14 protein-coding genes are annotated in these 15,869 nt (G+C 65.4%); 13 read left to right on the plus strand and 1 reads right to left on the minus strand.

All coding sequences use genetic code 11. From position 1 onward, the window contains the following. The first annotated feature begins 72 nt into the window (after positions 1-72). From QX121_RS04145 to QX121_RS04170, 6 genes are all read left to right on the plus strand, one after another. Entirely contained in the window at positions 73-1,851 is a 1,779-nt protein-coding gene (locus QX121_RS04145; protein WP_315811242.1) for a PQQ-dependent dehydrogenase, methanol/ethanol family, read from the plus strand. A 66-nt stretch (positions 1,852-1,917) separates the two neighbouring features. Beyond that, positions 1,918-2,448 (plus strand): c-type cytochrome, encoded by a 531-nt coding sequence (locus QX121_RS04150; protein WP_315811243.1) that lies wholly within the window; start codon positions 1,918-1,920, stop codon positions 2,446-2,448. Continuing rightward, positions 2,445-3,077, plus strand: coding sequence for a hypothetical protein (locus tag QX121_RS04155; RefSeq protein WP_315811244.1), 633 nt, complete (start codon positions 2,445-2,447; stop codon positions 3,075-3,077). The genes QX121_RS04150 and QX121_RS04155 overlap by 4 nt, the downstream gene beginning before the upstream one ends. 81 nt (positions 3,078-3,158) lie before the next feature. Beyond that, a complete protein-coding gene (locus QX121_RS04160; protein WP_315811245.1) occupies positions 3,159-4,712 on the plus strand; it encodes an AMP-binding protein in 1,554 nt (517 codons plus the stop codon). 37 nt (positions 4,713-4,749) lie between these two features. Beyond that, complete coding sequence (locus QX121_RS04165; protein WP_315778841.1) at positions 4,750-5,688, plus strand: AEC family transporter; 939 nt, start codon at positions 4,750-4,752, stop codon at positions 5,686-5,688. A gap of 28 nt (positions 5,689-5,716) precedes the next feature. Beyond that, a complete protein-coding gene (locus tag QX121_RS04170; protein ID WP_315811246.1) occupies positions 5,717-7,429 on the plus strand; it encodes a thiamine pyrophosphate-binding protein in 1,713 nt (570 codons plus the stop codon). A gap of 4 nt (positions 7,430-7,433) precedes the next feature. Here the strand turns inward: QX121_RS04170 and QX121_RS04175 are convergent, their stop codons facing one another. Further along, the gene (locus QX121_RS04175; RefSeq protein WP_315811247.1) at positions 7,434-8,744 is read right to left on the minus strand and encodes an MFS transporter; all 1,311 of its coding nucleotides are present in this window, start codon (positions 8,742-8,744) and stop codon (positions 7,434-7,436) included. A 154-nt stretch (positions 8,745-8,898) separates the two neighbouring features. Between QX121_RS04175 and cyoA the strand changes: the two genes are divergently transcribed. Genes cyoA through QX121_RS04210 form a run of 7 tightly spaced genes read left to right on the plus strand, consistent with a single transcriptional unit; the run spans position 8,899 to position 15,837 of the window. Next, complete coding sequence (cyoA, locus tag QX121_RS04180; protein ID WP_315778835.1) at positions 8,899-10,074, plus strand: ubiquinol oxidase subunit II; 1,176 nt, start codon at positions 8,899-8,901, stop codon at positions 10,072-10,074. A gap of 10 nt (positions 10,075-10,084) precedes the next feature. Further along, the gene (gene cyoB / locus QX121_RS04185; RefSeq protein ID WP_315811248.1) at positions 10,085-12,094 is read left to right on the plus strand and encodes a cytochrome o ubiquinol oxidase subunit I; all 2,010 of its coding nucleotides are present in this window, start codon (positions 10,085-10,087) and stop codon (positions 12,092-12,094) included. Further along, a complete protein-coding gene (cyoC, locus tag QX121_RS04190; protein ID WP_315811249.1) occupies positions 12,091-12,720 on the plus strand; it encodes a cytochrome o ubiquinol oxidase subunit III in 630 nt (209 codons plus the stop codon). The genes cyoB and cyoC overlap by 4 nt, the downstream gene beginning before the upstream one ends. Next, complete coding sequence (cyoD, locus tag QX121_RS04195; RefSeq protein WP_315778828.1) at positions 12,717-13,082, plus strand: cytochrome o ubiquinol oxidase subunit IV; 366 nt, start codon at positions 12,717-12,719, stop codon at positions 13,080-13,082. Before cyoC ends, cyoD begins: the two co-directional genes overlap by 4 nt. Next, positions 13,082-13,915: an SURF1 family protein gene (locus tag QX121_RS04200; protein WP_315778826.1), complete on the plus strand. Its 834-nt coding sequence runs from the start codon at positions 13,082-13,084 to the stop codon at positions 13,913-13,915. Before cyoD ends, QX121_RS04200 begins: the two co-directional genes overlap by 1 nt. Positions 13,916-13,961: 46 nt before the next feature. Next, positions 13,962-15,314 (plus strand): ATP-binding protein, encoded by a 1,353-nt coding sequence (locus QX121_RS04205; protein WP_315811250.1) that lies wholly within the window; start codon positions 13,962-13,964, stop codon positions 15,312-15,314. Next, positions 15,304-15,837 (plus strand): response regulator transcription factor, encoded by a 534-nt coding sequence (locus QX121_RS04210; protein ID WP_315713466.1) that lies wholly within the window; start codon positions 15,304-15,306, stop codon positions 15,835-15,837. Before QX121_RS04205 ends, QX121_RS04210 begins: the two co-directional genes overlap by 11 nt. Positions 15,838-15,869 lie beyond the last annotated feature (32 nt).

A 15,869-nucleotide genomic window follows, 5' to 3' on the forward strand; every position in this document is an offset into this window, starting at 1 on the left:
GCCCTCCGCCTTCGGGCTTGGCGGAGTGGTATTCGCTCCAACTCATAATCAATATAATGGGAGAAGGAAACGATGAGGACTAACGTCAGGTCGACCCTGCGGGCGGTGCTGCTGGCCAGCGCAGCCTTCGCCTGTTTCCAGCTTGCATCGCCGGCGCAGGCCGCCGACGAGATGACCCCCGAGCGGCTGCTCAACGCCGACAAGGAAGCCGGCAACTGGCTGCACCATCATAAGAACTACTCGGGCACACGGTTCTCGGCACTGAAGGAGATCAACAAGGACAACGTCAAGAACCTGAAGGTCGCCTGGACGATGCATCTCGGCGGCGTCGAGGGCGGCGGCATCTGGAGCCACGGCGGTCTCGAAGGCACGCCGATCGTCGAGAACGGCATGATCTACGTCACCGACGGCTGGGGCTCGGTCTACAAGATCGACGCGCGCGGTGGCAAAGGCCAACTGGTCTGGAAGATGGATCCTAAGACGGATCACGACTGGGCCGGCGCCATCGCCTGCTGCGGCGTCGACAATCGCGGCGTCGCGCTGTGGGGCGATCTGGTCGTCTCGCACACGCTCGACGGCCGCCTGATTGCGACCAACAAGGAGACCGGCCAAGTTGCCTGGCAGCGCCAGGTTGCCGATCCCGACAAGGGCGAGGTCATCACCGGTGCGCCGCTGATCGTGAAGAACATGGCGATCTCGGGCGTGGCCGGCGCCGAATACGGCATCCGCGGCTGGATCGCGGCGACCGATCTCGGCACGCAGAAGGAGGTCTGGCGCACCCACACCATTCCGGGGAAGGGCGAGCCGGGCAGCGAGACCTGGAAGGACAGCAACGACGCGGCTGCGGCCGGCGGCGGCTCGACCTGGGTCACGGGCACCTATGATCCGGCGACCGACACCATCATCTGGGGCGTCGGCAATCCCGGTCCGGACTGGGACAACGCCTATCGTCCGGGCGACAACCTCTACACCGACAGCTCGCTGGCGCTCGATGCCAACACCGGCAAGATCAAGTGGCACTATCAGCACACGCCGAACGATCCCTTTGACTATGACAGCGTCGCCGAGAACGTCCTGGTCGATGTGCCCGCGCCGAACGGCTCCACCCTGAAGCTCGCGCTCGAGGCCGATCGCAACGGCTTTGCCTATGCGATCGATCGCACCAGCGGCAAGTTCGTCTGGGGCCTGCCCTTCGTCAAGAAGGTCACCTGGACCAAGGGGCTCGATGCCGAAACCGGCAAGCCGATCGAGTATGATCCGAAGAACCCGGTGCAGCGCTACAATGCGTCGGTGACGCCGCATCGTGAGAACAAGGTCGCGGACATCTGCCCGGGCAACATGGGCGGCAAGAACTGGCCGCCGACCTCCTACAATCCGGACCTGAAGCTCTGGTACATCCCTGTCATCGAGAGCTGCAACCGGATCACCGTCGAGGAGGCGACCAAGGACAAGCTCAAGCCGCGCGAATTCTGGACCGGTGGCGGACCGAGCCAGCCGTTCAAGATCACGGGCAGCGTGACCGCGATCGACGTCACCACCGGCAAGATCGCCGGCAAGTTGGAGACGCCGTTCCCGAACCTCGGGGGCTTGCTTTCGACGCCTGATCTCGTCTTCACCGGCCAGCCCTCGGGCGAGGTGATGGCGCTCGATGCCAAGACGCTGCAGAAGCTGTGGGAGTTCAACACCGGCGGCGGCGTCAATGCGCCTCCCGTGACGTTCTCGGTCGACGGCAAGCAGTATGTCGCGATCCTGGTCGGTCTCGGCGGCGCCTGGGACAAATGGTTCATCGAATCCACGCCCGAGCTGAAGAAGATCCAGCCCGGCTCGATGCTCTACGTCTTCTCGCTGTGAAGTCGATTGCGGAGCGGAGGCATAGCCTCCGCTCCGTCCTCATCCCCTGTTCGACAAGAAAATCAGATGAAACTCAGTGCGATCACGTTCGCTGTGGCGTCGGCTCTCGTCCTCGGCTCCGCTTCGCTCGCATTGGCGCAGTCTGCGGCGCCGGCAGATCCGACCGATGCCGGCAAAGCCGTGTTCAAGCGTGCGAACTGCGTCGGCTGCCACAAATGGCACGGCAATGGCGGCGGCGGCTACGGCGGCGACGCGCTGTCGCTGCGCAAGACCGAGCTCGACCGCCAGCACATCGTCGAGACCGTCACCTGCGGCCGTCCCGGCACGGGCATGCCGTACTTTGCGCGCGGCTCCTATGACACGGCGAAGTGCTACGATATGAGCCGCCAGGATGTCGGCGAGCGCATGCCGCCCGAAGGCGGCGCGTTCCTGCGGCCCAACGATATCGAGGCGGTCGCGGACTACGTGCTCGCGCACATCAAGGGACGCGGCGAGCCGAGCTACGACGAGTGTACCGCCTTCTTCGGCAACACGTCCCGGGTCTGCGATATCTACAAGGCGAATGCCAGCAAGCCTGCAAGCGAGCCATCGAAATGAAACGGTCAACCTGCGCTGCGATCTTCGCCACGTTCGTGCTGCCGTTCGTGATGCATGCGGCCTCCGCGCAGGCCGTGCCGAACTACGATCTGCGTGACATCACCGTCGGCATGCCGGTCGGCGACCTGCCTAGTGAGGGCTATGTTAATCTGACCTGCGCCAAGGACCCAAACCGCAAGCTCAATGCGTGGTCGGCGTGGCGCGATTGTCCCGCGGACGAGCAGGCGCGGCATGCGGTGCGTTTCGATTTCGATCCGGAGACCAGCCAGGACGGCACCAAGGTGGCCGGTCATCCCGTGCTGCTGACGGTCCTGGTCGACGACAAGGGCACTGTCACCGGCCTGACGATCGAGACCGATCCGAAGGCGCGGCTCTACATTCGCAAGAAGGCGTTCCTGCTCGGCAACCAGGTGAAGTCGCGCTATGGCGCCGAGGGTTGGGACTGCAAGGAGCTGGAGCCGACGGCGGGCGAGCAGCCGGTCGGCGGCGTGTTCCTGCGCGAGGTCTGCAAGAAGACGGTGCCCGGTCGGACGCTGACGGTCGAGCGCGAGCTGTTCCGCAAGCCGGATCAAGATGCCAAGAGCTTCGTCGATCAGACGCTGGTGCGGATCACCAAGGACATTAACTAGCCCGCCGCCGACCTTCATCGCGCTCCGCTGGAGGCGCGCGCCAGTCGGCGTCGTGAACCCGGTTGCCGGGAGGAAACGACGATGAGGGATCTCTTGAATTTCGGGCAGATGCTGTCGGCCCATGCGCGCATGTCGCCGGAGCGCACCGGTGCCCGCGATCTCGAACGTGCGATGAGCTTTGCGTTGTGGAATGAGCGCACGTGCCGGCTCGCCAACGCGCTGCTCGGGCTCGGCCTTGCCAAGGGCGATCGCGTTGCGATCCTTGCCTACAATTGCGTCGAATGGTGCGAGATCTATGCGGCCACAGCCAAAGCCGGGTTGGTGGCGCTGCCGATCAACTTCCGCCTCACCGCGTCCGAGGTGCAGTTCATCGTCCAGAACGCCGAAGCGGCGGCGATGATCGTGCAGGACGAACTCGTCGGCCTGGTCGAGGAGGCGCGCACGGATCTCGGCATCGCCGATGACCGCTTCATCCATTTCGGCGCGAAGCCGCGTCCGGCAGGCTATCGCGGCTATGAGGACATCATTGCGATGGCCGCGGATCGGGAGCCCGACCAGCAGGTCGCGCTGTCCGATCCCTGGACCTTGATGTACACTTCCGGCACCACCGGCAAGCCCAAGGGCGTGCTGCGCAGCCATCGCAGCGCCGTCCTCTTGTCGATGGTCACCGAGATCGAGCTGAAGCTGAGCCGCAACGACGGCGTGCTGCTGGTGATGCCGATGTGCCACGCCAACTCGCTGAACTTCTTCGGCGCGTTCGGTTATATCGGTGGCGTCAACTCGATCTATTCGCGCAAGAGTTTCGATCCCGAGCACGCCGTGACGACGCTTGCGGACGGCGGCTCCACGTTCACCTCGCTGGTCCCTACGCACTACATCATGATGCTGGATCTGCCGCGCGCGGTGCGCGCGCAGCATGATTTCAGCGCGGTCACCAAGCTGATGATCTCCTCGGCGCCGGCCCGCCCGGAGACCAAGCGCGAGGTGATGGAGATGTTCCCGAAGTCCGGGCTCTACGAGCTCTATGGCGCGACCGAGACCGGCTGGGTCACCATGCTGCATCCGCATGAGCAGTTCACCAAGCTCGGCTCGGTCGGGCGCGAATGCGTCGGCGCCGCGCCCATCCGCATCTTGGATGATGCGGGACATGAGGTGCCAGACGGCGAGGCAGGCGAGCTCTATTCCTCGAACGCTCACACCTTCGACTGCTATTGGCGTCTGCCGGAGAAGACCAAGGAGGCGTTCCGCGGCGACTACTGCTCGGTCGGCGACATGGCCCGTCGCGATGCCGACGGCTACATCCATCTCGCCGACCGCAAGAGCAACCTGATCATCTCAGGCGGCGAAAACATCTATCCCTCCGAGGTCGAGGCGATGGTTGGCGCGCATCCTGCCGTCAAGGACATCGCCGTGATCGGCCTGCCCGACGACAAATGGGGCGAGCGCGTCCATGCCGTGATCGTGCCGCGCGACGGCATGGCGGTGAAGGAGGGCGATCTGGCCGAATGGGCGAAAGAACGGCTCGCCGGCTTCAAGCGGCCGCGCTCTTACGCCTTCATCACCGATAGCGAGATGCCGCGCAACGCGACAGGCAAGATCCTGCATCGCGAATTGAAGAAGAGATTTACGCAGTGAGTCGCTGCAATGCCGTACGGTCTGATATGTAGCTGCGATGCAGGCCGTCCTCAATTCCGCTCTTCCGATCTTCGCGCTGATCCTGACCGGATTCCTGTGCGGCTGGTTCGGTGTGTTCGACCGCACCGCGACCGACAATCTCAACCGCTTCGCGGTCTATCTGGCGCTGCCGGCGCTGATCTTCACGGCGATGTCCAGGATCGGCGTCGAGCAGGTCAGTCAGTTCGGCTTCATCGGCGCCTTCTGCGGAGGTATTGCCGCGACGTTCGCGACCGGTTTCGTGATCAGCCGTCTGCGCGGCCGTCGCGTTGCCAACGCCAGCATCGAGGGACTGGACGCCGGCTACAGCAATGTCGGCTTCATGGGCATTCCGATGTGCCTCCTGGTGTTCGGTCCGGACAGCGCGCCGGCCTCGATCATCGCCACCTTGTTCACGGCCTGCGTGCTGTTCCTGTTCGCGATCGTGGTCGTCGAGATGGATCTTCAGAAGGGCGCCACGCTCGGGGCGACGGTCGCCAAGGTCGCGCGTTCGCTGCTGACGAGCCCGTTGTTCATCGCGCCCGTGGCCGGGCTCGCGGTGGGCCTCAGCGGCTTTGCATTGCCGGCGCCGTTCCTGAGCTTCACGACGTTGCTTGGTGGAGCAGCATCGCCGGCGGCGCTCGTGTGCATCGGCCTGTTCCTGGCGCAGGAACGGGTGGTGACGCACGATGCGGCTTCGATCGGCATTCTCGTATCGCTGAAGCTCGTGATGCAGCCGGCGGTCACCGCGCTGCTTGCCTTCCACGTGTTCTCGATGCCGCCGCTGTGGTCGCATTCCGCCGTGATCCTGAGCGCGCTGCCGATCGGCTCCGGGCCGTTCACGATCGCCAAGCTCTATGGTCTGGAGGCCGGCGTCACCTCGGGCTCGATTCTCGTCTCGCACATGTCAGCCGTTCTCACCGTCTCGCTGCTCGTGGCCTGGCTCGCGCCGGGCTGATCACGTCACCATCCGCAGGAGTCGTCAGATGAAGATCTCTCCCGACAGTGCCGCCGATCTGATCGCCCGCCTGCTCAAGCGCCGCGGCGTCAGCCGCGTGTTCGCGCTGTGCGGCGGCCACATCATGCCGATCTGGATGCGGCTCGATGCGGAAGGCATCCGCATCATCGACGTGCGCGACGAGCGCGCCGCCGTGCATATGGCGCAGGCGCATGCCGAGCTCACCGGCGAGCTCGGCGTCGCGCTGGTCACCGCGGGGCCGGGCGTGACCAACGCGATCACCGGCATCGCCAATGCCCACGTCTCGCGCGCGCCGGTGCTGGTGATGTCGGGCGGCAATCCGCGGCCGCAGGAGAACCGCGGTGGCCTGCAGGACATGGATCACACCCAGCTCGTGCGCTCGATCACGCGCTATGCGCGCACCGTGCGCGAGCCGTCGCTGGTGCTGCAGGAGCTCGACGAGGCGATCGCGCGTGCCTTCGGCGAGGGCGGCGAGCCTGGCCCGGTTTTCATCGATTTTCCCGTCGACACGCTGCGCGGCGTCGTGCCGAAGGCGCTGCAACTCGAGGAGCATCTCGCGCCGAAGCCGCGCGCGGCGACACGGCCTGATCCGGCCGAGGTCGAGAAGGCGGTCGAGCTGTTGTGGTCGGCGCGCCGTGTGCTCGTCATCTCCGGCCGCGGCGCGCGCGGCGCCGGGCCCGAGCTGATCGCGCTGCTCGACCGGCTCGGCGCGGTCTATCTCGACACCGGCGAAAGCAGGGGGCTCGTGCCCGACGATCATCCCTCGGTCGTCGGTGCAATGCGCGGCGCCGTGATGGGTGATGCCGACGTGGTGCTGACGGTCGGCCGCCGGCTCGACTTCCAGCTCGCCTACGGCTCGCCTGCCGTGTTCAAGGACGCCAAGTTCGTCCGCATCAGCGACACCGCGAGCGAGCTGCGCGACAATCGGCGCGGTGGGGCCGAGATCCTGGCGACACCAGCGGAGACCTTGCGCGCGATGGTGGCGCTGGCAGGCAACCGCGAATCGGCCGTCGATCGGCAATGGGCCGCAAAACTGCGGGCCGCGCATCAGGAGCGCGCGGCCAAGCTGAAGCAGAGCATGGCGGCGGCGCCGGCCGGCTCGGACGGGCGGCTGCATCCGAATCGCGTGCTGTCGGCGCTGCAGGAGGCGATCGGCAATGACGCCGTGGTCATCACTGACGGCGGCGATTTCCTCTCCTTTGCCCGCGTTGGCCTCAGCGCGCCCTTGATGCTCGATCCCGGCCCGTTCGGCTGCATCGGCATCGGCGTGCCCTATGGCATCGCTGCGAGCCTCGCCTTTCCCGACAGGCCGGTGGTGGTCGCGACCGGCGACGGTGCGTTCGGCTTCAATGCGATCGAGGTCGACACCGCGGTGCGCCACAAGGCGCCGGTGCTGATCGTCGTCGCCAACAACGGCGCCTGGCAGATCGAGGTGCACGACCAGGCGGTGACACACGGCAAGGTCGTCGGCACGAAGCTGCAATTCGCGGATCACGCCGCGATGGCGCGCGCCTTCGGCATGCATGCCGAGCGCGTCGAGACCGAGCAGCAACTCGGCCCCGCGATCCAACGCGCGCTGGCCAACCGACCGGCGCTGCTCGACATGGTGGTGACGCCGGAGGCGGTCTCGTCCGACGCCAAGACAGGACTCGCCTGGGTGCCGGACCTGCAGCCGCTCGCGGCGTGGGACGAGGCCGAACGCAAGTGGCGGGGCTCGTAGCGCCCTACACCTGCTGGATCTGCCGCGGCGCGCTGAGCCAAAGCGCGAGCAGGGTGCAGACGGCGCCGGACAAGAGATAACCGCCGGCCGAAATCAGGCCGAGATAGGCGGCCAGCAGCAGGGCGGCGAGCGGCGCGAAGCCGGCGCCGAACAGCCAAGCGAGGTCGGCGGTCAGGGCCGAGGCCGTGTAGCGATAGGTGCGCGCGAAGTTGGCGGCGATCGCGCCCGAGGACTGGCCGAACGACAGGCCGAGCAGGATGAAGCCGAGCACCATGTAGATGGTCTCGCCGACCGGGCCGGCGTCGAGCAGTTGCGGCGCGAAGCCCGAGAACACCGCGATTGCGATCGCCGAGCCGATCAAGAGCGACTTGCGACCGATACGGTCGGCCAGCATGCCAGACGCGACAATGGCGACGACGCCGAACACCGCACCGACGGCCTCGATGAGCAGGAAGCGCGCCGGCGTCTCCTTGGTGAACAGGAACACCCAGGACAGCGGAAACACCGTCACCATGTGGAACAGCGCGAAGCTCGCCAGCGGCGCGAAGGCGCCGATCACGATGTTGCGGCCCTCGTGCCGAATCGTGGTGATGATGCGTGCCGGCTGCAATTCGCGCGACTGGAACAGCTCGTCATACTCCGGCGTCACGACCATGCGCAGTCGCGCGAACAGCGCCACGACGTTGATGGCAAACGCCACGAAGAACGGGTACCGCCAGCCCCAGTCGAAGAAGTCGGCCGCGGAGAGATAACCGACGAAGAACGCGAACAGCACGCTGGCGACGATCAGCCCGAGCGGCGCGCCGAGCTGCGGGATCATCGCATACCAGCCGCGCCGGTGCTCCGGCGCATTCATCGCGAGCAGCGACGCCAGCCCGTCCCAGGCGCCGCCCCAGGCGAGACCCTGGCCGATCCGCGCCAGCGCCAACAGCCAGATCGCCGCGGCACCGACGGTGTGATAGCTCGGCAGGAACGCGATCGCGACGGTCGAGGTGCCCAGCAGGAACAATGCGGTGATCAGCTTGGCGCTCTTGCCGTAGCGGCGGTCGATCGCCATGAAGATCACGCTGCCGAACGGACGCGCGAGGAAGGCGAGCGCGAACAGCGCGAACGAATACAGGGTCTGCGTCAGCTCGTCCGCAAACGGAAACACCAAGCGCGGAAACACGATCACCGAGGCGATGGCATAGACGAAGAAGTCGAAGAACTCCGACGTCCGCCCGATGATCACGCCGATCGCGATCTCGCCCGGATGCGCCTCATGCGTGCGGGAGAGATGGGTTTCGCCGTCGGCGGTCGCCGCTGCCTGTGTCATCGCGCTGCCTGCAGTCCTCTCGTACTCTATTCGCGCTCCGTAATTGTCGTCCTCGGCGCCGCTCCGGTATTGGACAAATTGTCCAATGTCGGCCGTGTCGTCCGGTCGCTAGGTGAGGCCTCGTTCAGAGATCCGCCGTGCGACGAGGTTAAGCGTGCGTTACTGGAAATCCTTGGCTCTGCTGCCGCTGGGGCTCGCGCTCGGCGGCTGCAATCTGGTCGTGCTCGCCCCCTCCGGTGATGTCGCCGCCCAACAGCGCGATCTCGTGATCATCGCGACCGTGCTGATGCTCCTGATCGTGGTGCCCGTCATGGCGGCGACGGCGATCGTGGCCTGGCGCTACCGCCAGTCGAACCAGGCGGCGACCTACACGCCGGATTGGGATCACTCCACCCAGCTCGAGCTTCTGATCTGGGCGGCGCCGCTGCTCATCATCATCTGCCTGGGCGCGGTCACATGGATGGGCACGCATCTGCTCGATCCCTACCGCACGCTCGGGCGCATCGCGGTCGATCGTCCGGTGACGCCGCAGGACAAGCCGCTCGAGGTGAACGTTGTCGCGCTCGATTGGAAGTGGCTGTTCATCTATCCGGAATACGGCGTCGCCAGCGTCAATGAACTCGCCGCACCGGTGAACCGGCCGCTGGATTTCAAGATCACGTCGTCCTCGGTGATGAACTCGTTCTACATCCCCGCTCTGGCCGGCCAGATCTATGCGATGCCTGGCATGCAGAGCCGGCTGCACGCCGTCATCAACAAGCCCGGCGTCTATCGCGGCTTCTCGGCCAACTATAGTGGTGCCGGCTTTTCCAGCATGCGCTTTGCCTTTCATGGTCTGTCGGATGCGGAGTTTTCCGGCTGGATCGAGAAGGCGAAGGCCAGTGGCAATCACCTCGGCAAGCCGGATTATCTCGTGCTTGAGCGTCCCAGCACCGACGAGCCGGTCCGCCATTTCGCCTCGGTCGATGCTGACCTGTTCCGCGCCATCCTCAACATGTGCGTCGAATCGGGCAAGATGTGCATGAGCGAGATGATGGCGATCGACGCGAGAGGCGGCATGGGCCTGGCCGGCGTCCGCAACACACTGCCGCTCGCCTACGACAAGTTCGCCGGCCGCGGCACGGTGTTCGGTGGCGAGCCGAGCTACGTCGCCGGCGGCGTCTGCCTGCCGGGCGACCAGGTCACGCGCATGGCTGCGGAATCGTCGCCCACCGTTCTCGCGCCGCTCGATTGGACGCCGCTGCAGGGCCGCGGCCTTGAACGGCCCAGCCTGCTGCGGCCGTCGAAGGCGTCTTTCATCACGGGGCCAGCCTCCAAGTCGGATTCGTGAGGGTCACATCATGTTCGACACGTCAGATCTCACCCGATCGATCTTCGGCCGGCTCACGCTGGAGTCGCTGCCGCTGCACGAGCCGATCATCATCGGGACCTTCGCGATGGTCGCGCTCGGCGGCCTCGCGCTTTTCGGCGCCATCACCTATTTCCGGCTGTGGGGCTATCTGTGGAAGGAGTGGTTCACCACCGTCGACCACAAGCGCATCGGCATCATGTACATGGTGCTCGGCATCGTCATGCTGCTGCGCGGCTTCGCCGATGCGCTGATGATGCGGCTGCAGCAGGCGATCGCGTTCAACGGCTCCGAGGGATACCTGAACTCGCACCATTATGATCAGGTGTTCACGGCGCACGGCGTGATCATGATCTTCTTCGTGGCGATGCCGCTGGTCACCGGTCTGATGAACTATGTCGTGCCGCTGCAGATCGGCGCCCGCGACGTGTCGTTCCCGTTTCTCAACAATTTCAGCTTCTGGATGACCACGTCGGGCGCGGTGCTGGTGATGTGCTCGCTGTTCGTGGGCGAGTTCGCGCGCACCGGCTGGCTGGCCTATCCGCCGCTGTCGAACCTCTCCTACAGTCCGGATGTCGGCGTCGACTATTACATCTGGGCCCTGCAGGTCGCCGGCGTCGGCACGCTGCTGTCCGGCGTCAACCTGATCTGCACCATCGTCAAGATGCGTGCGCCCGGCATGACCATGATGAAGATGCCAGTCTTCACCTGGACCTCGCTGTGCACCAACGTGCTGATTGTCGCCTCCTTCCCGGTGCTGACGGCGGTGCTGGCGCTGCTGTCGCTCGACCGCTACGTCGGCACCAACTTCTTCACCAATGATTTCGGCGGCGACCCGATGATGTACGTCAATCTCATCTGGATCTGGGGCCATCCGGAGGTCTACATCCTCATCCTGCCGGCATTCGGCATCTTCTCCGAGGTGACCTCGACCTTCTCGGGCAAGCGGCTGTTCGGCTACACCTCGATGGTCTACGCCACGGTCGTGATCACGATCCTGTCGTACCTCGTCTGGCTGCACCATTTCTTCACGATGGGCTCCGGCGCCAGCGTGAACTCCTTCTTCGGCATCACCACGATGATCATCTCGATCCCGACGGGCGCGAAGATGTTCAACTGGCTGTTCACGATGTATCGCGGCCGCATCCGCTTCGAGCTGCCGATGATGTGGACGGTCGCCTTCATGCTGACCTTCGTGATCGGCGGCATGACCGGCGTGCTGCTCGCGGTGCCGCCGGCCGACTTCGTCTTGCACAACAGCCTTTTCCTGGTCGCGCATTTCCACAACGTCATCATCGGCGGCGTGCTGTTCGGCCTGTTCGCCGGCATCGCCTACTGGTTCCCGAAGGCGTTCGGCTTCAGGCTCGACCCGTTCTGGGGCAAGATGTCGTTCTGGTTCTGGACGGTGGGCTTCTACTTCGCCTTCATGCCGCTCTACGTGCTCGGCCTGATGGGCGTGACCCGTCGGCTGCGCACCTTCGACGATCCGAGCCTGCAGATCTGGTTCGTCATCGCCGGCATCGGCGCGCTCCTGATCCTGCTCGGCATCGCCAGCTTCCTGATCCAGATCGCGGTCAGCATCCTCCGCCGCGAGCAGCTCGCCGACGTCTCCGGCGATCCCTGGAATGCGCGCACCCTGGAATGGGCGACGTCGTCGCCGCCGCCCGCCTACAACTTCGCCTTCACGCCTGTGGTCCACGACAATGACGCCTGGTGGGACATGAAGCGCCGCGGCTACACGCGTCCGCTCGCCGGCTTCAAGGCCATCCACATGCCGAGCAACACCGGCACCGGAGTGATCCTGGCGGGGCTCAGCACCACCATGGCGTTCGGCCTGATCTGGTACATGTGGTGGATGGCGGCCGGCAGCTTCGTCGCGCTGCTCGCGGTCGCAATCGGCCACACTTTCAACTATCACCGCAGCTTCCACATCCCGGCCGATGAGGTCATAAGCGTCGAGCGCGCGCGCACCGAGCTGCTCGTGGCAGGAGCCAAGTCATGACCGTTGCGATGGGCACGATGAAGGCCGGGGAGCCGGTGTTCTACGTCGTCGACGAGCACGAGCATCCCGAAGGCAGCAGCACGATGCTCGGCTTCTGGATCTATCTGATGAGCGACTGTCTCATCTTTGCGATCCTGTTCGCCGTGTATGGCGTGCTCGGCGCCAAATACGCGGCAGGTCCCGCGCCGAAGGACCTGTTCGACCTGTCGCTGGTCGCGGTCAACACCTCGTTCCTGCTGCTGTCGTCGCTCACCTATGGCTTCGCGATGCTGTCGATGCAGCGGAACCGCGTTGGCGCGATGCAGGTTTGGCTCGTGGTGACGGGGCTGTTCGGCCTCGCCTTCCTCGGCATCGAGCTGACCGAGTTCGCGCACATGATCCATGAGGGCGCGACGCCGCAGCGTAGCGCCTTCCTGTCGTCGTTCTTCACCTTGGTTGGAACCCACGGCCTGCACGTGACGTTCGGTCTGGTCTGGCTGGTCACCCTGATGGTGCAGGTCAGGACTCACGGCCTGATCGAGGCCAACCGGCGGCGGCTGGTCTGCCTGAGCATGTTCTGGCACTTCCTCGACGTGATCTGGATCGGTGTCTTCACCTTCGTCTACTTGATGGGAATGCTTCGATGAGCTCTGATGTCCATGCTCACGCGCACGGTTCCGCCGACGACCATGCCGGCACGCGCTCGGGTCAACTGATCGGCTTCGGCGCCTCGGTCGTCCTCACCGCCATCCCGTTCCTGCTGGTCATGACCGGCTCGCTCGACAAGCAGGCCACGGCGCTGATCATCATGGTGTTCGCGGCCGTGCAGGTCGTCGTCCACATGGTCTTCTTCCTGCACATGAACACCAAGGCCGAGGGTGGCTGGACCATGATGGCGCTGATCTTCACGATCATCATGGTGGTGATTGCGCTCAGCGGCTCGCTCTGGGTCATGCATCACCTGACCACGAACATGATGCCGGTGCACGAGATGGGCCAGACGCCGTGATGTCAGCTCCTGCCGACGGGGCAGGGGAACGCGACGAGGCCAGCCGCGGGCGATTCGGCGCGCTGCGGCTCGCGATCGGCGCGGCGTGGGTTGCCTGCGTCGCGATGCTGCTGGCGCTGGGCGTCTGGCAGATCGAGCGGCGGGCCTGGAAGCTCGACCTGATCGATCGCGTCGAGCGCCGCGTTCATGCCGCGCCCGTGCCGGCGCCGAGCCCGGCGGATTGGCCGGCCATCGATCGCAGCGACGACGAGTACAAGCTGATAACGTTGAGCGGCCGCTTCCTCAACGACCGCGAGACGCTGGTCCAGGCGCTGACGGTCGAGGGCTCCGGCTATTGGGTGGTGACGCCGCTGCAGACCGCCGCCGGCACCGTGCTCGTCAATCGCGGCTTCGTGCCCGCGGACCGCCGTGCGCCGGCGAGCCGCAGCGCCGGGAACCCCGATGGCACGGTCGGCGTGACCGGATTGCTGCGGATCTCCGAGCCGGGCGGCGGCTTCCTGCGCCACAACGATCCCGCGGACAATCGCTGGTATTCACGTGACGTCGTGGCGATCGCGGCGGCGCGCGGTCTGTCCGACGTCGCACCGTTCTTCGTCGATGCCGATGCGACCCCGAATCCCGGCGGGCTTCCGATCGGGGGACTCACGGTGATCTCGTTTCCGAACAACCATCTGGTTTACGCGCTGACCTGGTTTACATTGGCCCTCATGCTGGCCGGCGCCGGGCTGCAGCGGCTCCGCCGCGGGCAGAGTGAGCGCGAAGCGCCGGCGGCGCAGGATGTGGAATGGGATCAGCGGCGGCAGGACATGGGTGGATGCGGGGCGGCGTCTTGAGGGATCGAAGCTCGCCGTTCTGCCGGCGGAGATCGGACGTGGCCTCATGAGAAGCGAGGCCCCTAATCTGCCGTTTGGGGCCGTGGCCGCGACCGCCACACCCGAGATCAACGCGCCGCTGCCGACGAAGGACGCGACCAACCGCAAGAACATGGTGCTGCTGATCCAGCTGCGCTGGATCGCCGTGGTCGGTCAGATCGTCACCATCGGCTTCGTGACCACCTGGTTCGGCATTGCGCTGCCGCTGCTGCCGATGGCGGCGATCATCTGCGCGCTGGTGGCGCTCAATATCGCCAGCCATATCTGGCTGCGCACGCATGACGACGTCGGCAATCGTCACCTGCTGATCGCCCTGATGCTCGACGTCGTGGCGTTGACGTCGGAGCTCTATCTCACCGGCGGCGCGTCGAATCCGTTCACGTGCCTCTATCTGCTGCAGGTCACGCTGGGGGCCGTGCTGCTCGATGCGCGCTCGTCCTGGTCGCTGGTCGCGCTGACGGTGCTCAGCTTCATCTGGCTCACCATCGAGTACCGACCCCTGCAACTGCCGCAGCATCACGTCAGCGATGCCTTCGCCCTGCACATCACCGGCATGTTCGTCGGCTTCGTGCTCGACGCCGTGCTGCTCGTCGTCTTCGTCACCCGCATCAACCGGAACCTGCGCGAGCGCGACGCCAAGCTTGCCGATCTGCGCCAGCACGCAGTCGAGCAGGATCACATCATCCGCATGGGCCTGCTCGCCTCAGGCGCCGCGCATGAGCTCGGCACGCCGCTGGCGTCGATCTCGGTGATCCTGAACGATTGGCACCGCATGACCGCGATCTCTGCCGATCCGGCGCTCGCGGAGGATTTCACGGAAATGGAAGCGGCGGTGCAGCGCTGCAAGTCGATCGTCACCGACATCCTGGTCTCGGCCGGTCAGGCGCGCGGCGAAGGCTCGGCGCCCACGACGTTGAAGGCGTTCCTGACGACGCTGGTCGCCGAATGGAGCGTGGCGCGCTCGGCGCGCAATCTGATGTTCCGCAACGAGTTCGGCTCGGACCCGGCGATCGTCTCCGACGTCGCGCTGAAGCAGGCGATCGTCAACGTGCTCGACAATGCGTTCGAAGTCTCGCGCGAGTGGGTGGAGTTCGTGGCCGAACGAGATGGTGATCAGCTGCTGCTCAGCGTCAGCGATCGCGGGCCGGGCTTTGATCCGGCGATGCTGGGTCAACTCGGACGTCCCTATCAGTCGAGCAAGGGCCGCCCGGGCCGCGGCCTCGGCCTTTTCCTGGTGGTCAACGTGATCCGCAAGCTGGGCGGCAGCGTTTCGGCCTGGAACCACCGGGGACGTGGGGCGACCGTGCGGCTGTCACTGCCGTTGTCGACGCTTGTCATTGGAGAGCGCGATGGCGAATGACCTGTCCCTCTTGATCGTCGAGGATGATGACGGTTTTGCGCGCACCCTGAAGCGCTCGTTCGAACGGCGCGGCTACGAGGCCGTCGTCGCCGGCTCGCTCGAGGACGTCGACGAGATCCTCAAAGAAAAGACGTTCGGCTATGCCGTCGTCGATCTCAAGCTCGGCGGCGCCTCAGGTCTCGTCTGCGTCGAGAAGCTGCATGCGCATGATCCGGAGATGCTGATCGTGGTGCTCACCGGCTTCGCGAGCATCGCGACGGCGGTCGAGGCGATCAAGCTCGGCGCCTGCCACTATCTGGCCAAGCCGTCGAACACCGACGACATCGAGGAGGCGTTCCGCAAGGCGCAGGGCAATGCGCAAGTGGCCCTGGCCGAGCGCTCCACCTCGATCAAGACGCTGGAATGGGAGCGCATCCACCAGACCCTGATCGAGACCGACTTCAACATCTCCGAAGCTGCAAGACGGCTCGGCATGCATCGCCGGACGCTCGCGCGCAAGCTGGAGAAACGCCCGGTGAAGTAGATCGATCCGGTTGTTGTCCGGAGGAGTGGAGT

Origin of the sequence: Bradyrhizobium sp. SZCCHNR2028 (assembly GCF_032380995.1) — a bacterium.
Taxonomy (GTDB): domain Bacteria; phylum Pseudomonadota; class Alphaproteobacteria; order Rhizobiales; family Xanthobacteraceae; genus Bradyrhizobium.